The 19,479-nt window shown below is 67.8% G+C and carries 18 protein-coding genes; 11 read left to right on the forward strand and 7 right to left on the reverse strand.

The features are described from left to right. Positions 1-15: 15 nt before the first annotated feature. The 6 genes from QLQ85_RS19120 to QLQ85_RS19145 all read left to right on the forward strand — a co-directional run bounded on the left by QLQ85_RS19120 (position 16) and on the right by QLQ85_RS19145 (position 6,514). Complete coding sequence (locus QLQ85_RS19120; protein WP_282740446.1) at positions 16-1,554, forward strand: tripartite tricarboxylate transporter permease; 1,539 nt, start codon at positions 16-18, stop codon at positions 1,552-1,554. Next, positions 1,551-2,006, forward strand: coding sequence for a tripartite tricarboxylate transporter TctB family protein (locus tag QLQ85_RS19125; RefSeq protein ID WP_282740447.1), 456 nt, complete (start codon positions 1,551-1,553; stop codon positions 2,004-2,006). Before QLQ85_RS19120 ends, QLQ85_RS19125 begins: the two co-directional genes overlap by 4 nt. A gap of 9 nt (positions 2,007-2,015) precedes the next feature. Continuing rightward, positions 2,016-3,182, forward strand: coding sequence for a mandelate racemase/muconate lactonizing enzyme family protein (locus tag QLQ85_RS19130; protein ID WP_282740448.1), 1,167 nt, complete (start codon positions 2,016-2,018; stop codon positions 3,180-3,182). A 76-nt stretch (positions 3,183-3,258) separates the two neighbouring features. Beyond that, a complete protein-coding gene (locus tag QLQ85_RS19135) occupies positions 3,259-3,618 on the forward strand; it encodes a DUF1428 domain-containing protein (protein WP_282740449.1) in 360 nt (119 codons plus the stop codon). Positions 3,619-3,897: 279 nt separating this feature from the next. Further along, complete coding sequence (locus QLQ85_RS19140) at positions 3,898-5,058, forward strand: Fic family protein (RefSeq protein ID WP_282740450.1); 1,161 nt, start codon at positions 3,898-3,900, stop codon at positions 5,056-5,058. An 895-nt stretch (positions 5,059-5,953) separates the two neighbouring features. Continuing rightward, positions 5,954-6,514, forward strand: a complete 561-nt coding sequence (locus QLQ85_RS19145; protein ID WP_282740451.1) for a plasmid pRiA4b ORF-3 family protein — start codon at positions 5,954-5,956, stop codon at positions 6,512-6,514. A 37-nt stretch (positions 6,515-6,551) separates the two neighbouring features. Here the strand turns inward: QLQ85_RS19145 and QLQ85_RS19150 are convergent, their stop codons facing one another. From QLQ85_RS19150 to QLQ85_RS19165, 4 genes are all read right to left on the reverse strand, one after another. Then, positions 6,552-6,869, reverse strand: coding sequence for a CcdB family protein (locus QLQ85_RS19150; RefSeq protein ID WP_282740452.1), 318 nt, complete (start codon positions 6,867-6,869; stop codon positions 6,552-6,554). Continuing rightward, the gene (locus QLQ85_RS19155; protein ID WP_282740453.1) at positions 6,869-7,114 is read right to left on the reverse strand and encodes a type II toxin-antitoxin system CcdA family antitoxin; all 246 of its coding nucleotides are present in this window, start codon (positions 7,112-7,114) and stop codon (positions 6,869-6,871) included. Before QLQ85_RS19155 ends, QLQ85_RS19150 begins: the two co-directional genes overlap by 1 nt. 162 nt (positions 7,115-7,276) lie before the next feature. After that, the gene (locus tag QLQ85_RS19160; RefSeq protein ID WP_282740454.1) at positions 7,277-10,570 is read right to left on the reverse strand and encodes an AAA family ATPase; all 3,294 of its coding nucleotides are present in this window, start codon (positions 10,568-10,570) and stop codon (positions 7,277-7,279) included. Then, positions 10,567-11,829 (reverse strand): exonuclease SbcCD subunit D C-terminal domain-containing protein, encoded by a 1,263-nt coding sequence (locus QLQ85_RS19165; protein WP_282740455.1) that lies wholly within the window; start codon positions 11,827-11,829, stop codon positions 10,567-10,569. The genes QLQ85_RS19160 and QLQ85_RS19165 overlap by 4 nt, the downstream gene beginning before the upstream one ends. Before the next feature lie 79 nt (positions 11,830-11,908). On the opposite strand from QLQ85_RS19165, the gene nfi reads away from it, so the two are divergent. Next, positions 11,909-12,577 carry a deoxyribonuclease V gene (nfi, locus tag QLQ85_RS19170; protein ID WP_282740456.1) on the forward strand — a complete coding sequence of 223 codons (669 nt, stop codon included), beginning with the start codon at positions 11,909-11,911 and terminating at the stop codon, positions 12,575-12,577. Positions 12,578-12,581: 4 nt separating this feature from the next. Here nfi and QLQ85_RS19175 read toward each other — a convergent pair whose 3' ends face one another. Next, entirely contained in the window at positions 12,582-13,472 is an 891-nt protein-coding gene (locus QLQ85_RS19175) for an aldo/keto reductase (RefSeq protein ID WP_282740457.1), read from the reverse strand. A 146-nt stretch (positions 13,473-13,618) separates the two neighbouring features. Here QLQ85_RS19175 and QLQ85_RS19180 point away from each other — a divergent pair, with 146 nt between their 5' ends. The 3 genes from QLQ85_RS19180 to QLQ85_RS19190 all read left to right on the forward strand — a co-directional run bounded on the left by QLQ85_RS19180 (position 13,619) and on the right by QLQ85_RS19190 (position 15,245). Beyond that, positions 13,619-14,185 (forward strand): DUF1415 domain-containing protein, encoded by a 567-nt coding sequence (locus QLQ85_RS19180; protein ID WP_282740458.1) that lies wholly within the window; start codon positions 13,619-13,621, stop codon positions 14,183-14,185. A 78-nt stretch (positions 14,186-14,263) separates the two neighbouring features. Next, entirely contained in the window at positions 14,264-14,764 is a 501-nt protein-coding gene (gene tpx, locus QLQ85_RS19185) for a thiol peroxidase (protein WP_282740459.1), read from the forward strand. Positions 14,765-14,813: 49 nt separating this feature from the next. Beyond that, complete coding sequence (locus tag QLQ85_RS19190; protein WP_282740460.1) at positions 14,814-15,245, forward strand: OsmC family protein; 432 nt, start codon at positions 14,814-14,816, stop codon at positions 15,243-15,245. 52 nt (positions 15,246-15,297) lie between these two features. Here QLQ85_RS19190 and QLQ85_RS19195 read toward each other — a convergent pair whose 3' ends face one another. Together QLQ85_RS19195 and QLQ85_RS19200 are read right to left on the reverse strand one after the other, a co-directional pair. Further along, positions 15,298-15,987, reverse strand: a complete 690-nt coding sequence (locus tag QLQ85_RS19195) for a gamma-glutamyl-gamma-aminobutyrate hydrolase family protein (protein ID WP_282740461.1) — start codon at positions 15,985-15,987, stop codon at positions 15,298-15,300. Continuing rightward, complete coding sequence (locus QLQ85_RS19200) at positions 15,984-16,991, reverse strand: amidoligase family protein (protein ID WP_282740462.1); 1,008 nt, start codon at positions 16,989-16,991, stop codon at positions 15,984-15,986. The genes QLQ85_RS19195 and QLQ85_RS19200 overlap by 4 nt, the downstream gene beginning before the upstream one ends. A 133-nt stretch (positions 16,992-17,124) precedes the next feature. Between QLQ85_RS19200 and QLQ85_RS19205 the strand changes: the two genes are divergently transcribed. Next, positions 17,125-19,443, forward strand: a complete 2,319-nt coding sequence (locus tag QLQ85_RS19205; RefSeq protein WP_407650418.1) for a mechanosensitive ion channel domain-containing protein — start codon at positions 17,125-17,127, stop codon at positions 19,441-19,443. Positions 19,444-19,479: the final 36 nt, after the last annotated feature.

Here is a 19,479-nt window from a genome sequence, read left to right on the forward strand (position 1 = left end):
CAGGCGGGGTGATGCATGGATATGCTCCTCGAGGCCCTGGCCTCCCTGTTGACCTTCGAAAGCGTCATCACCGTCCTGGTGGGCGTCTCGGCGGGCCTCTTCATCGGTGCGATGCCCGGGCTCACCGCCACCATGGCGCTGGCGGTACTGCTGCCCTTCACCTTCTCGATGGAAGCCCTGCAGGGCCTGATGGCCCTGGGCGGGGTCTACATGGGCTCCATCTACGGCGGGGCCTTCACGGCCATCCTGATCAACACGCCCGGCACCCCCTCGTCGATCGCCACCACCTTCGATGGTTATCCGATGGCCCGCCAGGGCCGGGCCTATGAAGCCATCGCCGCGGCGACCATCGCCTCGGTGGTCGGCGGTATCGTCGGGGTCATCTTTCTGCTGGTCCTGGCGCCCCCCCTGGCGCGATGGGCCGTGGCCTTCGGGCCGTCGGAGATGTTCTGGGTGGCGATGCTGGGGCTGACCCTGGTCGCGAGCCTCTCCAGCGACTCCTTGCTCAAGGGGCTGCTGGGTGGCTGCATCGGGATGCTGCTCAGCACGATCGGCGTCTCGCCCGTGGGGGGCGAGTCCCGCTTCATCTTCGACTATCCGCCGCTGCAGGGGGGCATCGAGCTGATCGTGGCACTGATCGGCCTGTTCGTGATTCCCGAGCTGCTGACCATGTCGGCGGAAGGACGCGGGGCCTTGCCCGGGGGGGCGGAGTTGCGCAGGAAGGAGGTCTCCATCGTCAGTATCGCCCGTCATATCTTCGGCAAGCCGGTCAACCTGATCCGCTCCTGCCTGATCGGCCAGATCATCGCCATCATTCCCGGTGCCGGTGGCAACGTCACCAGCCTGGTGGCCTACAATGAGGCCCGGCGCTTCTCCAGGGACCCCCAGAGTTTCGGCAAGGGCAACGTGGACGGCGTGGTGGCCTCGGAGTCGAGCAACAACGTGATGGTGGCGGGCAGCATGGTGCCGCTGCTGACCCTGGGCATTCCCGGGGCGCCGCCGGATGCCATTATCCTCGGCGTGCTGCTGATGCACGGCCTGCGCCCGGGGCTTGACCTCTTCACCGAGTCCGGGGTGCTGACCAACGGCTTCATCCTCTCCATGGGGATGGCGGCCCTGCTGCTGTTGCCGGTCGGACTGCTCGGCGGACGACTGATCCACCGCGTGGTGATCCGCACCCCTTACTATTTCCTGGTGCCGAGCATCGCCATGGTGACCATCCTGGGGACCTTTGCCCTGCGCAACAGCCTGCTGGATGTCGGCATCATGCTCATCCTGGGCACTGCCGGCTACTTCCTGCGCCTGATCGGCATCCAGCCCGCGCCCATCGTCCTTGGCCTGATCCTCGGCGGGATCGCCGAGGAGGGCTATGTGCAGACCCTGATGGCGGCGGTCGTCGATCCCATCCCCTGGCTGAGGTTGCTGCACAATCCGCTCTCCATGGTGCTCGCCGGGCTGGTCGTGCTGGGCGCGGCCACCGCTCTGGTGCCCATGTGGCTGGCGCGCAAGGGGCTACTGGACAGGGTCGACGAGAACGACGGGAGGTCACCATGATCCTGCGCCTCAACACCGACATTGCCGCGGGCACCGTCGGCCTGGTGTTTGCCGCCGTGCTCTGGCTGCCCCGCGAGGAGATCGGGCGACTGAGCATCATCTTCCCGCGGGCCATCCTGGTGCTCCTGTGCCTGATCGCGGTCGCGCTGATCGTCAAGGGCGTGATCCGCCCCAGTGGTCGGCAGGTCGAGATCACCGGCAGCCCCCGGCGGCTGTTCACCGTGATCGCCGGGTTCTTTCTCTGGTGGGGGCTGGTCGAGGTGCTGGGATTCCTGGTGACCACGCTGGTCGCCTTCTTCGCTCTCACCTGGTACCTGGCCCGGGTCGAGACGCGGGTGACCTGGCAACGCCTGCTGAGATGGACGCCGGTGATCCTGGGGCTAGTCATCGTCTTCTACCTGACCTTCAAGGAAGTGCTCAATGTACGCCTGCCGACGGGCCTGTTCTTCTAGGAGTCATTCATGAGAATCACCGATATCCGCGAGGCCCGCGTGTCGATCGCCTCCGACATCGCCAACGCCTACATCTCGTTCGCCACCATGGATGTCTCCATCCTGGCCATCTATACCGATGCCCGGGTGGAGGGCCGCCCGGTGGTGGGCTACGGCTTCAATTCCAACGGCCGCTACGCCCAGAGCGGGCTGCTGCGCGAGCGCTTCCTGCCGCGCCTGCGCGACGCCGAGCCGAGTTCGCTGCTCGACGACAGCGGCGATAACCTGGACCCCTTCAAGGTGTGGTCGGTACTGATGGCCAACGAGAAGCCGGGGGGCCACGGCGAGCGCAGCGTGGCGGTGGGCATCATCGACATGGCGATCTGGGACATCGTCGCCAAGGTCGAGAACCAGCCCCTGGCGCGGCTGCTGGCCGAGCGCCACGGTGACGGCCGGCCCGACGAGCGGGTCGCCGTCTATGCGGCGGGCGGCTACTACCATCCGGGCAAGCAGGTCCAGGGCCTGCAGGACGAGATGCGCGACTACCTCGACCTGGGCTACACCTGCACCAAGATGAAGATCGGCGGGGTGCCGCTGGCCGAGGATCTCGAGCGGGTCGAGGCCGCCATCGACATCGTGGGGGAGGCGGGGCGCCTGGCGGTGGACGCCAACGGCCGCTTCGACCTCAGGACCACCCTGGCCTTCGCCGATGGCCTGGCGCCCTATGGCGTGCGCTGGTACGAGGAGGCCGGCGATCCCCTCGACTACGCCCTGCAGCAGCAGCTGAGCGAGCACTATGCGCCGCCCACGGCCACCGGCGAGAACCTCTTCTCCCACCAGGACGTGCGCAACCTGCTGCGCTATGGCGGCATGCGCCCCGACCGCGACATCCTGCAGATGGACCCGGTGCTCGGCTATGGCCTGGTGGAGTACCTGCGCATGCTCGAGGTGCTGCGCGCCCACGGCTGGTCATCGCGCCAGTGCATCCCCCACGGCGGCCATCAGTTCGCCCTCAACATCGCCGCCGGCCTCAAGCTGGGCGGCAACGAGTCTTATCCGCGGGTCTTCGCGCCCTTCGGCGGCTTCGCCGACTCCACGCCCATCGAGGCGGGGCAGGTGGCCCTGCCGCCGGTGCCGGGGATCGGCTTCGAGGACAAGCGCGAGCTGATGGCGGTATTCCACCGCGAGCTGGGTTAAAGAACCCACACCCAGGGGCGGCATGTCAAAGGCTATGCTTTGGTGACAGCTCCCTCCACCGCAGGAGGATGGTGCCATGAGTTACATCGATGCCTTCGTGTTGCCGGTCCCGCTCGAGCGCCTGGATGACTACCTGCGCCTGGCCCGCCACGCCGGCGAGATCTGGAAGGAGTACGGGGCCCTGGAGTACGTCGAGTGCGTGGCCGATGACGTCAAGCCGGGCGAGCGCACTTCCTTTCCCCGCAGCGTCGAGCTGGAGCCGGGCGAGACGGTGGTCTTCGCCTGGGTGCGCTACGCCTCCCGCGAGGACCGTAATCGCATCCTCGAGCAGGTGATGAACGACCCCCGCCTGGCCGACATGATGGACCACGCCAAGTTGCCCTTCGACGGCAAGCGGTTGTTCTGGGGCGGGTTCATGGAGCGTATCCGGCTGTAGCGGCCGGGCTCCGGCGCCTCGACGCCGTGCTCGGCCATTACCTCGACGAGGTGCTCGAGGCCCTGAACGATGCGTTGTGGGAGACGAGCTGAGATGTCCGCGCCATCGACATATCGCCACGACACTCCGGCATATGTCGATGGCGTCGACACGTCGGCGGCTGGTGAAGGCGGCGAGACTAAAATAACACCGGCGCTTATTTTAATTTCGGCCGTAAGTTAAAATAAGGGGCGATGCTATTTTAACCAGGCGCCGCACCAAGCGGCGGGATGACACGTCATGGAACGCGGACTCACAGGCCACTACGTAGACAGCATCGCCGGCGGGGTGCGCTGCCAGGCGTTTCTCCCCGATCCGCTGCCGCCGGAGCCACCGCTGGCGCTGGACAGCAAGCTGCAGCGCCGCATCAACCACGCGATACTGGCGCTGGGGCGTCTTGGCGCCATCAGCACCCTGCTGCCCGATGCCTCGCTGTTCCTCTACAGCTATGTCCGCAAGGAAGCGGTCATGTCATCGCAGATCGAGGGTACCCAATCCTCGCTCAGCGACCTGATGCTCTATGAGATGGAGGGCATGCTGGGAGTGCCCATGGATGACGTGCAGGAAGTCTCCTGCTACGTGAACGCCCTGACACTGGGCGTGCAGCGTATCCGCGAGGGCCTCCCCATCAGCCATCGGCTGGTGATGGAGATGCACACGGCGCTGATGACCTCCGGGCGTGGCATCAATCGCGGGCCGGGCGAGTTTCGCAGCAACCAGGTGTGGCTGGGAGGACACCGCCCCGATGAGGCGGTCTTCGTCCCGCCTCCGCCCCAGCACCTGGCGGACTGCTGGTCGGCGCTGGAGCATTTCATCAATGATATCCCCGAGGCCACCGATCCGCTGATCAAGGCCGCGCTGACCCATGTACAGTTCGAGACCATTCACCCCTTCATGGACGGCAATGGGCGGCTGGGGCGCCTGCTCATACCGCTGATCCTGATGGAGGCGGGCATTCTCAACGAACCCTTGCTCTACCTCTCGGTGTTCTTCAAGAAGCATCGCCAGGTCTACTACGAGCGGCTGCAGCAGGTACGGGTGACCGGCGATTGGGAGGCCTGGTTGCTGTTCTTCGTGGATGCCGTGGCAGACACCGCGAACCAGGCGGTGGCCACCGCCCAGCAGCTCAACCGGCTGCGTGAGCAGGACAAGGTGCGCCTGGCCGAGCTTGGCCGTCAGGCTGGCTCGGCGGGGCTGCTGCTCGATGCCCTGTTCCGGCAACCCATTGCCAACATTGCCCACCTCTGCGAGCGAACGGGGCTGACGCCCGCCACCGTTGGCCGCGTGTTGCCGGCCCTGGAGGAGCCACTCGGCATCGTCCATGAGCTCACCGGGCAGAAGCGCAACCGGATCTACGCCTACCGGGCCTATATCGACATTCTCAATCAGGATCCCCTATGACCCAGTGTTAGTTTAGGCTAGATAAGATTGTTGAACACGTAGGTGCGATGATTCAATATCAGAGTATGCGGTCTGATCTCTACTATGTCATCAAAGTAGGAAGGCTCAAAACATCGGATGATGTTGAGATTGAAGTCTGTGGAAGAGAGGAAAGTCTGATATTAAAGTATGAATTCCCATTTCCATAACAAGCATCTGCTTTGAAGTAGTTACAGAAAAAGACAATTATCACCAGGTGGTGATCGGGATATTTTGTCTAGAGGCAATGGTTGGAGATCTGAGTAGGTCAATTAAAGAAAACCGGCGTCCTTCACTGCGGGTGGAGTTGAATCGCCTGTGCGATACCTTGGAAAATGCTATGAAACATCCGCGTTCCGCCGTTACCAGTTGACATAACAATGAACCGGAAAGGCAATCGGGACGTACCCTGAAGTCTCCCCACGAATTTCTTGATGATGGCGGCATGTTCGCCGAATAAAGGCGCCGAGGCCCGCCCCTATGGGGTCAGACCCCAGCCGAGTTGCCAGGTTTGTCATCGCGCACGTGGCGAGCGGATTCGACGCTGCCGGGGTCTGACCCCCTAGGGTCTCCCAGCGCTGGCAGTCTGCCGACAAAATTCCATCAACATGCTGATTTTTCAGTAAAACACCAGGGGATCCCTCAAGGGCGTACTGTTTTCCCACGGTGATTGACCAGATTAAAGACCGTCCGTCAGGGGATTACTCCGAAACATGCCGCCTGCAGGGTTATCGGCATAGACTGCCGAACTAAGCTTGATGACCATGCGCCTCGATCTGTTAACATGCGATGATATGAGGTGATAAATGCTGTTGATTACACCCGCTCATTCAATATCATGGCGTGAGCCGGATTGCTGTTATACGCTGGAGTGAGTATGCAAATGGCACAGAATTTTTCGAAGGTCTATCAAATCAAGGTGACCCTGAAGAGAGTCAAGCCTCCGATTTGGAGAAGGCTGCAGATTTGGAGCGATACGGATCTGGAAGAGCTGCATGACATCCTTCAGGTTGCCATGGGATGGACCGACGAGCATCTGCATATGTTTGTCATGGGAGACAGGCAATATGGCATGTCGGACCCAGACTTCGAGGGCGAGACGATTCCGGAGGAAGAGGTCCGGATCGATGCGTTGCTGAAAAAAGAGAAGGAGTCGCTGACCTACGAATATGACTTCGGCGATGGGTGGGTGCATGAGATAGTGCTTGAAAAGATCATTGAGGGTGCAGAGGGTGAGGCTGTGCCTAAGTGTATTGCAGGCCGCCGTAGTTGTCCGCCGGAAGATGTCGGGGGAGTTGGGGGATACAAAGCGTTTCTTGAAGCTTATGCCGATAAATCGCATCCCGAGCATGAGGAATTTGTGGAATGGGTTGGAGAGGATTTCGATCCCGAGCACTTCGATCCGCTCGAAGTGAACGAGATTCTCGCGGAATCATGAGGGAAATGGGAAATCGGGGACGCGCCGGAATCCAGAGTCATATACCAGAGATCATGAAATCGACGGCAGCGATGATCTTCTCTCGGTAGTGGTTGAGGTCACAGGCCATGACCCCGAGGCGTTGCCTGTCTATGCCGGCAAGGTCTTGTGTCATGGCGATAAAGCATTCGCCGTTGACTTCAAGGCTTGGATTGAGCTGAGTGATTTGCATCCCTCCTGCCAGATCGGGTGGGCAAAGGGGCACCACAACGGTGGTGCGGAGCTCGCTCAGCAAGTCACTCTGGATGTCGAGCAGGTAGGGGTACTGCTTGCGTGATGCCGGGTTCTTGTTCTCATACACGCAGAACTGGGCCATCAGAACTTCCTTTCGCCATCGCTGAACGTTCCGTTTTCCTCAACGAAACGGTTGTACGCCTGGATGGCGCCGGCATTCTCCCGTTGCCACTGGGCACGCTGCTCGGCACGGACCTGCTCTGCGAGGGCTCTTTCCAGGGCTGCGGAGAGGTTGATGCCCAGGCTCCGGGATTTTTCAAGCAAGTCACTGTTGATGCTGACGTTTGTCGGCTTCTTGGGGGCTTGGGTATCGTAGATCTGATGCATGGCTGCTGCCTCGCCAAGGTTATATGCATAGCCTATGCGCATCGACAATGGCGGGCAAGGGGTTGCCATCGCTTCGCGATGGATCGCGCGGCGTAGCCGTGCTCCTGCACCGGCGGACGCTCGGTGCGCCGGCGACCCGAGCAGAGCCGCCGGCGTTTTCCATCACACACTGACCAACCTCGCCCGGCTGGTGCCGTTGCCCATGGGCTCCACCTGGATCTGCACCGGGATGCGCTCGTGCATCTCCTGGACGTGGGAGATCACCCCCACGCGGCGGCCCAGCGCCTGGAGGCCGTCCAGCGCCTCCATGGCGAGTGCCAGCGACTGGGGGTCGAGGCTGCCGAAGCCCTCGTCGATGAACAGCGACTCGATGGAGAGCTCGTCGGAGGCCATCGAGGCCAGCCCCAGCGCCAGGGCCAGGGAGACCAGGAAGGTCTCGCCGCCGGAGAGCGAGTGCACCGAGCGGCGTTCGTCGGCCATGTCGTGGTCCACCACCAGCAGGCCCAGGGGGCTGCCGCCGCGCTCCAGGAGGTAGCGGCGGCTGAGGCCTCCCAGGTGGGCGTTGGCCTGGTCCAGCAGCCGCTCCAGGTTGTAGGCCTGGGCGATGCGTCGGAAGACCTTGCCGTCGGCCGAGCCGATCAGCTCGCTGATCTGGCCCCAGCGACGATGCTCGGCGCGGGCGGCGTCGAGTTCGGTTTGGCCCTCGCGCTGGCGTTCGCGGCGGCGGTCGTCGTCGCGCAGGGCGTGCATGGCGGCGTCGCGGGCGTCACGGGCGGCCTGCCGTCGCGGCGCCAGGGCGCGCTCCTCCTCGTCGAGTCGCTGACTCAGGGCATGCAGTTCGGCCTCGATCGCCTCCTCGGGGGCGGTGGCCGGGATCTCCGGGAAGGCGTCTCGACGGTGGGCGACCAGGGCCCGCTGGCGTTCGTCGAGGCTGACCCCGGCGGCGTGCCGTTCGCGATCGGCGCTCTCGAGCTCCTGGCGGCGCGCGTCGATTCCGGCCTCGTCCACGGCCAGCAGTCGCATCAGGGTGGTGTCGTCCAGCTTGGGATGTCGGCGACGCCAGGCATCGAGGCTGCGCACGAGCTCGTCGCGTTCGCTGGTCAGGGTCTCGGCCTGCCGGCGCTGATAGGTCGCCTGCTGGTCGAGCCGGTCCCGTTCACTCCGTCCTGTCTGGTGGTCACGTCGGGCAGCCTCCAGCCTCGCCCGGGCGTTCTCCACGGCCTGTTCCAGGGCCGCCTGCCAGGCATCCGGCGAGGCGTGCTCGCCCAGGACCTCGGCCAACTCCTCGGCCAGCGCCTGGCGCTGCTTGCACTGGGGAGCGAGCTCGGCCGCGAGCCGCCGCCGGGCCTCCTCCAGGCTCTCCTGCCGGGTGGCGAGCTTGCCCAGGGTAAGTTCGTCGCGCTGGAGCGCCTCGCGCAGTGGCGTCAGGCGCGCCTCGGCGGCCTCGATCGTGTGCAGCGCCTCGCGGGCCCGGTCGCGTGCCTGGCGTGCGGTCGCCAGCTCTCGCGTCAGCCAGGCGGACCGCTCGGGCGCGGCCACGGGCTCGAGCTCGGTGACCAGCGCCTGACCGGCCAGGGTGTCGTCGGCTTCGGCACGCTCACGGGCGGCGTGCTCGAGATCCTCCTCGTGCTGCCGGAGTCGGGCGGCCAGCGCGCGATAATCGCCCTGCAGCTCATGATGTCGTTCCCGGGCGGCGGCGGTGCGCGTCTCGGCTTCCTGCTGCTGGCGCTCCTCCTCGGCTTCGGTGGCGGCGAGCCGGGCGGCTTCCGGCGTCTCGGGGGGATGGTGCCGCCAGGGGTGGTCGCGTCCGCCACAGACGGGACAGGGCTCGCCCTCCCGCAGCCGGTCGCGTAGCCAGGCCACGCTCTCGCTGCGGGCGGCGCGCAGCCGCTCGAGGCTATCGACCAGGCGTCGCTGCTCGGCTTCCAGGCCTTCGAGGCGGATGGCGGCCTCGCGTCCCGCCACCAGCAGTCGCTCGCGGGTCGCCTGGTCACGGCGTCGGCTCTCCTCGAGAGCGGCATGGCGCTCCCGGGCGCGAACCGCGGCCTGCCAGGCACCCTGCAGGGCCTCCAGGGCCAGGTGCCGGTGGGCGGCGACCTCGAAGGCGGCCTGCCAGGCCCCCCGCGCGCGGCCGATATCGGTGTCGTCGCCCAGGTGCGTCTGCAGCTGCGCCTCCAGGTCGTCGCGTTCCCGGCGTCGCCGCTGGCTGGCCGCCCGGGTCTCGGCCAGTTCCCGGCGCACGTCATCGGTCTCGTCACGCTGGCGTCGCTGCTCGGCCTCGCTTCGCGCGATCTCCCGGTCGAGCCCGGCCAGGCGGGCGGCCTGCTCGCGTGAGGCCTGGAGCGCCGGTCGGGCCTGGGCGCTGTTCCGCATCGCCTGCTCCAGCGCCGTCTCGGCGGCCTGCAGCGTCGTGACATGCCGGTCGAGTGCCTGCTCGGCCTGGGTCAGCTGGTGGTGGGTGGTGGTCCGGGCCTCGTTGAGGCGGGCCAGGTCCGCCTCGAGTCGTTCCCGACGGGCAAAGCGGTGACGCTGGGGGGCCAGGGCCTCGAGCTGGGCCTGCTCCGCACGACGCGGGGCGAGTGCCTGCCAGGCCTGTTCGGCCCGGGCATGGCGTGAGCGTGCTTCCTCTCGTTCGTCATGAAGCTGGCGATGGCGCTGGAAGGCATCGCGCCGGGCGGCCAGGGTGCCAGCTTGCCGGTCGAGCGCGGCCAGGGCGGCATCGCTGTCGCGGGCGGCGCGCTCGAGCACGGACCGGGCCTCGGGCTCGGCGGGCAGGTCGTCGGCCAGCCGGGCCTCCAGGGCGTCGACCTGCTTCTTTGCCTCGTTGGTGCGCCGGTAGGCGGCCATGGAAATGGCGGAGTATTCGGCGGTGCCGGTGAGGCGCTCGAGCAGGTCGCTGCGCTCGTTGTCGTCGGCCTGGAGGAAGGCGGCGAACTCGCTCTGGGCCAGCAGTACGGCACGGGTGAACTGGTCGAAGGTCAGACCCAGGCGCTCGGGCAGCAGGCGGTCGAATTCGCGTTTCTGGGCGGTCAGCAGGCGGTCGTCGTCGAGGTCGCGCAGCGACTGCTCCACCGCCTGCAGGCGTCCCTCGGCCTTCTCGCGGGCCCGGCGCACCGCCCAGCGGGCCCGGTAGCGGCGCCCGTCGCGGCCGAGGAAGTCGACCTCGGCATGGCCGCTGGCGGTGCCGCGACGCAGCAGGGTACGCGGATCGGCGGTATTCAGCGTCTCCTCGCCGACGTCCGGCAGTGGGGCGTCGCGGCCGGGGGCCTGGCGTAGCCGTGGCGTGCTGCCGTAGAGGGCCAGGCAGAGGGCATCGAGCAGGGTGCTCTTGCCGGCGCCGGTGGGGCCGGTGATGGCGAACAGGCCGGCATCGCGCAGGGGCGCTGCGGTGAAGTCGAGCTCCAGCGGGCCGGGCAGCGAGGCCAGGTTGGCCAGGCGCAGGGCGAGGATCTTCATGGGGTCTCCTCCCGGCTCGCGGCGTCCAGCACGTCCTGCAGCAGGCGGTCGAAGTCCGTCAGGATCTCGGGGCCGGGGGGCGTGCCCCAGCGGTCCTGCCAGGTGCGCTCGAAGAGCCGCCGCGGCCCCAGGTCCTCCAGGTTGACCCGCGAGGGCCGGGCTTCGCGGCCGACCTCGGGCAGCCGGCGCTGCAGCCGCAGCAGGCGCACCGCCTTGCCGTCGAGGGCCGCCTCGACGCGGGCGCGCAGGTCGGGAACCGGGGCGTCGAGGTCGACGCGTACCTCGAGCCAGGGCCAGCGCTCCCGGGGCAGGGCGGGGTCGTGTGCCAGGGCCTCCAGTTCGGCGAGGACGTCGTCCAGCCCGGCGGGGCCGATGCGGAGCATGGCCACCGGGCGGGGCACGGGGATCGCTTCCACGGCAGAGAGGGCTTCGCCCTCGAGGGTGGCCTCCACCACCTGGTGGGGGTAGGCGACCTCGCTGAAATCCAGCGGCAGGGGGCTGCCGCTATAGCGGATCCGCTCCTCGCCGACCCGCTGGGCGCGGTGGAGATGGCCCAGTGCCACATAGGCGATGTCGGCGGGGAAGAGGGTGGCGGGGATCGACTCCTCGCCACCGATCACGATGGGCCGCTCGCTGTCCTCGGAGACCGCCGCCCCGTGCAGGTGGGCGTGGCTCATGGCCACCAGGGCCTGGCCGGGGGCGCGCCGGCGGCGGGCGGCCTCGATCAGTTGCCGATGCACGCGGGAGATGCCGGCCACATAGTCGTTGCCCCCGTCGCCGTCGGCGACCTCGCGGGCGATGCCGTTGCCGGTGACCTCCGCCGGGCGCAGGAAGGGCAGCGCCAGGCACCAGGCGCGGGTCTCACCCTCGGGATCGGTGAGCGGTACCAGCAGCCGCTCGGCATCGAGGCTGCCATCGTCGCACCAGCGAACCCGGCCCAGGGCGTGGGTGCGCAGGCGGCGCATCAGCGGGGCGGGCAGCTCGACACGGCTGCCGCTGTCGTGGTTGCCGGCGATCAGCACGATGTCGAGCAGCGGCAGGCGCTCGTGGGCGCTGACGATGAACTCGTAGAGCAGTTCCTGGGCCCGCAGCGAGGGGTTGACCACGTCGAACAGGTCGCCGGCGACCAGCAGGACATCGGCCCGGCGCTCGGCCAGGGTGTCGAGCAGCCAGGTGAGGAAGGCGCGGTGCTCCTCGTGGCGCTCCTGGCCGTGGAAGCTCTGGCCCAGGTGCCAGTCGGCGGTATGGATCAGCTTCACCCTCGTCTCCCGGTGGTCCGTCACGGTGGAAAGCCCGTAGTCTAACGCGACAGGAGACGACGAATCAGGGAGACATGCGATGACTTCGCCACCACTGCACGACTGGAATCTCGCTCCTCAGCAGGCCATTGCCCTGCAGAAGCGGCTGGCCGGACGCGTGGAGCGCGAGGATCGCCTCGCGTCGGTGCGCCATATCGCCGGGGTGGATATCGGCTTCGAGCAGGGCGGCGAGATCACCCGCGCGGCGGTGGTGGTGCTTGGCTGGCCCGGTCTGGCGGTGGTGGAGCAGAGCGTGCACCGGGAACCGACCCGCATGCCCTACGTGCCGGGACTGCTCTCCTTCCGCGAGGTGCCGGCGACGCTGGCGGCCTTCGAGACGCTGGCGGTGCGGCCCGAACTGGTGATGGTCGATGGCCAGGGCATCGCCCATCCGCGCCGCCTGGGAGTGGCCTCCCACCTGGGGCTGTGGCTCGATCTGCCGACCATCGGCGTGGCCAAGTCGCGGCTCTGCGGGCGCCACGCCGAGCCGGGCCCCGAGCGCGGCGACTGGACCCCGCTCGTCGACGGCGACGAGACCATCGGTGCGGTGCTGCGCTCACGCCGCGGCGTCAAGCCGGTCTATGTCTCGCCGGGGCACCGGGTCTCGCTTGCCACGTCCCTCGACTGGGTAGTGTGCTGCCTCGGACGCACCAAGCTGCCGGAACCGACGCGGCTGGCCGATCGGCTGGCGTCTCGTCGGGGAAAGTAACCCCCTACACGATATCCAGCGGAACCCTTCGCTTCGGCGCCGGGAAGGCGGCGTCGAGCCGGGCCAGGGCCGCGTCGTCGAGCTCGATGGTGAGCGCCGCGGCGTTCTGCGTGACATGTTCGCGCTGCACCGCCTTGGGGATGGCGATGACGTCGCGGCGGCCCTCGACCGGGCGGGTCGCCCAGGCCAGCAGCAGTTGGGCCGGTGTCACGCCGAGCCCCGCGGCCACCTCGAGCACCTCGGGATGGGTGAGCAGCTCGCGGCGCAGGCCGCCGGCCTGGGCCAGCGGGCAGTAGGCCATGATGGGAATGCCATGCTCGCGTTGCCAGGGGCGCAGCGCGTGCTCGATGCCCCGGGAACCCAGGTGGTAGAGCACCTGGTTCACGGCGCAGTCGCCACCCCCGGGGACGCCCGCCAGGGCCTCCATGTCGTCGACATCGAAGTTGGAGACGCCGAAGCGGCGGATCTTGCCGGCCTCGCGCAGGCGCTCGAAGGCCTCCAGGGTCTCCTCCAGCGGTATGCTGCCGGGCCAGTGCAGCAGATAGAGGTCCAGGTGGTCGGTCGCGAGCCGCGAGAGGCTGCGCTCGCAGGCGGCGATGGCGCTGTCGCGCCCGGCGTTCCAGGGGTAGACCTTGGAGACCAGGAAGGCGTCGTCGCGACGGCCGGCCAGCGCCTCGCCGACTACCTCCTCGGCGCCGCCGTCGGCGTACATCTCGGCGGTGTCGATCAGCGTCAGGCCGAGTTCGAGCCCCTGCTGCAGGGCACGCACCTCGTCGCGGCGCGGGGCCAGGCCCTCGCCCATGTACCAGGTGCCCTGGCCGATGGCGGGCAGGTCGAGTGCGGGTTCGTGGGCGGTGGCCGGGAGTCGAACCCGGGGCAGGGGAGTGGCGGCCATGGCGATTCTCCGACGGCGCTCGGTGGACATCCGGGGTGTGTCGGCCTTCCCAAGAGGCCGGCCTTCATGCTGCGCCACGACGGGTACCTTTGCAATCCGGGCGCCGGCGGCGGACCATGGGTGACCTCCCCCTGCCGAGCCTTGCCATGACGTCGCCCGATTCCCGCCCTCTCGCCACGACCCGCGCCTGGGTCGAGACCTTCGTGGTCGCCCACGATGTCTGCCCCTTCGCCGGCCGCGAGCTCGCCCGGGGCACGATCCGCTATGCCGAGGCGGCCGCCGACGACTGGGAGGCCGCCCTGCTGGCGCTGATCGAGGAGTGCCGACGGCTCGACGAGACCCCCGGCATCGAGACCACCCTGCTGGTGCTGCCCAGCGGCGTCGAGGACTTCGATGACTACCTCGACCTGCTGGCCATCGCCGAGGCGCTGCTGGCCGAGCGGGGCTACGAGGGGATCTACCAGCTGGCGAGCTTTCACCCCGACTATTGCTTCGAGGACGCGGAGCCTGACGATCCCGGCAATTTCACCAACCGTTCGCCCTGGCCGATGTTGCACCTGCTGCGCGAGGCGAGCCTGGAGCAGGCGCTGGCCCACTACCCCGATGACCCGGCGCAGATCCCCGAGCGCAATATCGCCGAGATGCAGCGACTGGGCCGGGACCGGCTCGCCGAGTCGCTGGCGGCGCTTCGCGACGAGACGCATCGAGGCTGACCGGCACTCGGTCGCTGGGGTAGGCTGTAGGCGCAGCACCCCTGGCATGTCTCATCCCGCCATCAACGAGGAGTTCGCATGAAACAGGTAACCCGCGCCGGCGTCCCGGTAGACGTGGCCGGTGACTTTCCGGCCGTCGGCCAGGCGTCGCCCCCCCTGACCCTGACCAACATCGAGATGGCCGACGTGACGCTTGCCGACTACGCCGGCAAGCGCAAGGTGCTCAACATCATCCCCAGTGTCGATACGCCCACCTGCGCCACCTCGACACGCAAGTTCAACGAGCTGGCGTCCAGCCTGGACGATACCGTGGTGTTGGTGGTATCCGCGGACCTGCCCTATGCGGCCAAGCGGTTCTGCGGTGCCGAGGGGCTGGACAACGTGGAGACCCTGTCCACCTTCCGGCATCCCGAGTTCCATCGGGACTGGGGCGTCGCCTTGTGCAGCGGCGTGATGTCCGGCCTCTGCGCCCGGGCGGTGGTGGTACTCGACGAGCAGGACCGGGTGATCCACGGTGAACTGGTCGAGGAGATCAAGCAGGAGCCGAACTACGAGGCGGCGCTGAAGGCGCTGGGGTGAGAGGCGGCTACACTTTGGTGGCCATTTCGACAAGGAAGGAGAACGATTCATGAGCATCAAGAAGACGGCATCCGCCCGCTGGCAGGGCGGCCTGAAGAACGGCAAGGGCACGGTGTCCACCGAGAGCGGGGTACTCGAGGAGACCCCCTACGACTTCCGGCAGCGCTTCGAGGGCGAGGCCGGTACCAACCCCGAGGAGCTGATCGGCGCCGCCCACGCCAGCTGCTTCTCCATGGCGCTGTCGCTGATCCTGGGCGAGGCCGGGATGGAGGCGGAGAGCATCGATACCCGGGCGACGGTATCCCTGGACCAGGGCGACGACGGCTTCAGCATCACCGCCGTGCACCTGGAGACCCGGGTGCGGATGCCCGGCGCCGACCGGGCCGCCTTCGAGGAGGCGGCCGAGAAGGCCAAGGGCGGCTGTCCAGTGTCGAAGCTGCTCAATGCCGAGATCACCCTGGAGGCGAGCCTCGAGAGCTGACACGGCGAACCTCGCGGTAACTCCCCGACGGCCACCCTTGCGGTGGCCGTCGTCATGTCTCGCGGTGGCGGCCGGCGGCCTCGACCAGGGCGCGGATCAGCCGCTGCTGGGGCCGATTGAAGACCAGCCACTCCGGATGCCACTGCACGCCGATCAGGAAGTCGTGATCGCGGGACTCGATGCCCTGGACCAGGCCGTCGCGGTCACGGGCGACGATCTCGATACCGCGCCCGGCCCGCTGCACCGCCTGGTGGTGCAGGCTGTTGATGCGGCACCAGCTCACGCCGAGGACGCGGTGCAGCCGGCTGTCGCCGACGATGTCCACGGTCTTGCGCGGCAGCACGGTGCGCCGGCGCTTGAGCCCTTCGTGGGTGGTGTAGATGTCCGGGTCCAGGGTGCCGCCCAGGTGGACGTTGATCAACTGGGCGCCGCGGCAGATGCCGAGCACCGGGGTGTTCCGCGGAATGAAACTCTCGAGCAGCTCGAGTTCCAGTTCGTCGCGCTGGGGGTCGACCCGCACGTCGAGCTGCACCTCCCCGCCGTAGAGGTGGGCCTGGATATCATCGCCACCCCCCACGATCAGGCCATCGAGGTGCCCCGGCCAGGGGCGCGAGGGCGACAGGCGCAGGGGGTGGCCGCCGTGGCGCCACACCGCGAACCAGTCGAAGAGCCAGGCGATCTGGCTCTTGTCGTCGGAGGTGGTGATGCCGATCAGTGGGCGAGACGGGAGGTCGCGGCTCACGTGGCCCCCATCCAGCCACGCAGCTTCTGCAGCCAGCGGAGTATCGGCGACCGGGTGTGCTTGATCACGTAGGCGGTGGCCCGCTCGGCCAGTTGCTGCGGATCGGCGGCCAGCTTCTCGACCTCCACCCAGCGGTTCCACTCCACCACCGAGCCCCAGCCGGGCTCGGAGAGCTGGGCATTGGGGAGACGATAGTGAAAGGTCGGGCGCGGCTTGACCAGGCGGTGGGTGAACAGCGGGTGGGGGTAGTCCTGTCGCAGGCAGGCGAACAGCGGGAACATGTCCAGCTCGCGGTTGCGCGTCGGGTTGTACTCCAGGTAGTCGCCGATCAGGGTGTCGACGTCCGGGGCATAGTTCGGGGCGAGCACCTTGAGGGCATAGGGCTTGGGAAAGGGATTGGCATGGGGCAGCACTTCCCGGGTGATGTCGATGTCGATCTGCTCGCGCAGCCATTCGGCGGTCAGCAGGAAGGCGCGCAGGTGGGCGAGGACCGCAGCCACGTCCAGGCTCGGCGCCTCCGGGTTGAGGTGCAGGCCGAAGCCGTAGAGCAGGCTGGCATCGGTGCCCTTGGCCCCTTGGCCCTGCAGCGCCCTGAACAGCGCGTCGAGCTGGTCGAGCTCGTCCCAGGGGACCGGCGGACAGATGATTTCGGTCGGCACCAGGCCGGTGACCACGTCGCCGATCAGCTCCCGGGTGCGGGTGTGGAAGTCGACACGCATCTGGTGGCGCTGGCGCTCCCATTCGGTGTCGTCCTTCGGTCCGGTGCTGAGCACCTCGTCGTCGGGATGGGCGTACTGGGTATCGAGCTCGATGATGAAGTCGCCCCAACGGGTCCGGTGGACCTTGAGGCGATGAGCGCTGACCGTCACTATCTCGCCACCGAACAGTCCCCGGACCAGCTCGGCCGTTTCCCGTGGTGGCAGGCCGGCGAACTCGATCTCCACGCCGACACGCCGGATCTCGCCTGCGGCATTGCGGGGCTCGGGTGGCGGTATCGGCGTCATGACGGCATCCTGTGCGTGACATGAGGGGTTCTTGCGGAGCCTATCATATTGCTCGCGGGATTCATGCGAGCCCCATGGAGACTGCCACGACCGAGACGGAGACCAGATGTTGCCCAGCCCGCCGACCGGCCCGATGCCTTCCCCATGCTCCGCGCTGGCGGCGCGATGGCTGCCGTGGTGGCTGCTGGTGCTGGCGATGCTGTGCCTGGCACTGCCGGTTCAGGCACAGCAGGTGGGGTTGCCCGGGTTGCTGGAGGGCGAGGAGTCGAGCGAGGCACACGACCCCGCGGCCTTCCAGGCGTCCCTGGAGCGGGTGATCGCCACCCTGGAGGACGAGCAGCGCCGCGGCGAGCTGCTGGAGAGCCTGCGCGACCTGCAGGCGGCCCACGGCGAGGCCGACGAGCAGGACGGTGGACCTTCGCGCCAGGGGCTGCTCGGCGCCCTGGCCGAGACCATCAGCGACCTGGGCGAGCAGGCCGAGGCGGGGGACTCGCCGCTGGATCATTGGGGGGAGCAGCTCGAGCAGGGCTGGCAGGCGCTCGGTGCGCTGGTCGGCGGGACCGGCAACGCCGAGCTGGTGCGTTTCGCGATCGAGGGGGCGGTGCTGCTGGGCATCTGGGTCGGGCTGCTGGTGATCCTGATTGCCCTGGGCCGATTGCTGGCGCAGCGCCGGGGCTGGCCGCTCGACCTGCCCCGGGAGCCCCGCGCCCGGTTGCTGGCGGTGCACTTCCTGCGCCGCATGCTGCCCTGGGCGCTGGCCTTCGCCCTGGTGCTCGGCATCGCCCAACTGGTACCGGCCAGTCCCGGCCGTGCCATGGTGCTGGTGGTGGCCTATGTGGCGCTATGCGGGCGCACCCTCTCGGTGGTGGTGGAGACGGTGATCTCGGTGTTCACCCGTGGCCACCGCTTCGTCGCCGTGCAGATCCTCCAGCAGCAGGGCCTGCGCCGGCTGTTCATGATCGGTGCGCTGATCGCCCTCGGCGATGCCTTCAACTCGTCGCGGCTGGTGGCCTTGCTCGGCGGCGAACTGGCCGGCCTGATGTCGGTGCTGGCCAATGTGCTGGCGGCGTTGCTCAGCGGGCGCTTCATCCTCAAGTTCAAGCGGCCGATCAAGCACCTGATCCGCAACCGCCCCTACCGCCAGCGGCGTGACAGCGGCGGCTCGGCCGAGGTGATCCGGGTCGTGGGCGGGCTCTGGCACGTGCCGGCGCTGTTGATGGTGGGCGCGTCCCTGGTGGCGATCTTCGTCACCGTGGGCGATGTGGGCACGGCCCTGGCCCGCTCGATCATCACCGCGGCGCTGCTGGTGCTGACCCTGGTGGTGACCGGGCTGTTGCGGCGCCAGTCAGAGCGCGCCGTGCGTCGGCGTCGCGTCAGCGAGTACCGCAAGCGGCTCGAGCGCTTCGGCTACGCGCTCTCCCATGTACTGGCATGGATCGCCTTCGCCGAGCTGTCGCTGCAGGTATGGGGCGGTTCGCTGATCGGGCTCGGTCAGCAGGGGGTGGCCAGCGCTCGCATCGGGCAGGCGTTGCTGGGAATCGGCTTCACCGTGCTGCTGGCCTGGCTGGCGTGGATCTTCGCCGACACCGCCATCCAGCGGGCGCTGGTCTCCTCGGCGCGCTCCCGCGGGCGGCGGGTCAACCAGGCCCGTGCCCAGACCATCACGCCGATGATCCGCAACGTGATCTTCGCCACCATCGTGATCATCGCCGCCATCGTCGGCCTGGCCAACCTGGGCGTCAACGTCACCCCGCTGCTGGCCGGTGCCGGGGTGATCGGCCTGGCCCTCGGCTTCGGTGCCCAGACCCTGGTGCAGGACCTGATCACCGGCATCTTCATCCTCATCGAGGATTCCCTGGCCATCGACGACTTCGTCGAGATCAACGGCCACGTGGGCAGCGTCGAGGGGCTGACCCTGCGGACCGTGCGGCTGCGCGATCTGGACGGCATCGTGCACATCATCACCTTCAGCCAGATCCAGTCGATCCACAACATGTCGCGGCAGTTCGGCATCGCCCTGATGCGGGTCCGCGTGCCCCACGGCATGCGGGTCGACGATGTCATCGCCCTGGTGCGGGAAGTGGCCGACGAGCTGCGCCAGGACCCGATGATGCGCCACCATATCTGGTCGCCGCTGGAGCTGCAGGGGATCGAGCGCTTCGACGAGGGCGGCGCCGTCCTGCGCATGCGGTTGCGCACCGCCCCGGTGATGCAGTGGGACGTGGCCCGTGCCTTCAACCTGCTGCTCAAGCAGCGCATGGAGGCGCAGGGGCTCGACCTCGGCATCCCGCGGCTCAGCGTCCGCATGGAGGGCGGCGGTAGCGGGCGCCCGGACGGGTCGGAACCCGAGGGGGACGACCATGACGCCAGTGGCCGCCGCCCCGGCGAGGCCGGCGTGGCCGACCCCGAAGGCGACACCAGCGCCCGGGGGGGCTCACCGGATCCGGCGTAGTTCCCGAGAGAAGTCGGCAGCACGGTGTGGATGCAC

It is taken from the genome of Halomonas kalidii, from assembly GCF_030010475.1.
Classification (GTDB): domain Bacteria; phylum Pseudomonadota; class Gammaproteobacteria; order Pseudomonadales; family Halomonadaceae; genus Halomonas; species Halomonas heilongjiangensis.

Coding starts and splice junctions, on each gene's coding strand:
- QLQ85_RS19200 (WP_282740462.1), bottom strand. CDS start 16,991: ATGACGCCGATACCGCCACCCGAGCCCCGCAATGCCGCAGGCGAGATC.
- tpx (WP_282740459.1), top strand. CDS start 14,264: ATGAAACAGGTAACCCGCGCCGGCGTCCCGGTAGACGTGGCCGGTGAC.
- QLQ85_RS19150 (WP_282740452.1), bottom strand. CDS start 6,869: ATGGCCCAGTTCTGCGTGTATGAGAACAAGAACCCGGCATCACGCAAG.
- QLQ85_RS19130 (WP_282740448.1), top strand. CDS start 2,016: ATGAGAATCACCGATATCCGCGAGGCCCGCGTGTCGATCGCCTCCGAC.
- QLQ85_RS19120 (WP_282740446.1), top strand. CDS start 16: ATGGATATGCTCCTCGAGGCCCTGGCCTCCCTGTTGACCTTCGAAAGC.
- QLQ85_RS19190 (WP_282740460.1), top strand. CDS start 14,814: ATGAGCATCAAGAAGACGGCATCCGCCCGCTGGCAGGGCGGCCTGAAG.
- QLQ85_RS19180 (WP_282740458.1), top strand. CDS start 13,619: ATGACGTCGCCCGATTCCCGCCCTCTCGCCACGACCCGCGCCTGGGTC.
- QLQ85_RS19135 (WP_282740449.1), top strand. CDS start 3,259: ATGAGTTACATCGATGCCTTCGTGTTGCCGGTCCCGCTCGAGCGCCTG.
- QLQ85_RS19140 (WP_282740450.1), top strand. CDS start 3,898: ATGGAACGCGGACTCACAGGCCACTACGTAGACAGCATCGCCGGCGGG.
- QLQ85_RS19125 (WP_282740447.1), top strand. CDS start 1,551: ATGATCCTGCGCCTCAACACCGACATTGCCGCGGGCACCGTCGGCCTG.
- QLQ85_RS19155 (WP_282740453.1), bottom strand. CDS start 7,114: ATGCATCAGATCTACGATACCCAAGCCCCCAAGAAGCCGACAAACGTC.
- QLQ85_RS19145 (WP_282740451.1), top strand. CDS start 5,954: ATGCAAATGGCACAGAATTTTTCGAAGGTCTATCAAATCAAGGTGACC.
- QLQ85_RS19160 (WP_282740454.1), bottom strand. CDS start 10,570: ATGAAGATCCTCGCCCTGCGCCTGGCCAACCTGGCCTCGCTGCCCGGC.
- QLQ85_RS19205 (WP_407650418.1), top strand. CDS start 17,125: ATGCCTTCCCCATGCTCCGCGCTGGCGGCGCGATGGCTGCCGTGGTGG.
- nfi (WP_282740456.1), top strand. CDS start 11,909: ATGACTTCGCCACCACTGCACGACTGGAATCTCGCTCCTCAGCAGGCC.
- QLQ85_RS19175 (WP_282740457.1), bottom strand. CDS start 13,472: ATGGCCGCCACTCCCCTGCCCCGGGTTCGACTCCCGGCCACCGCCCAC.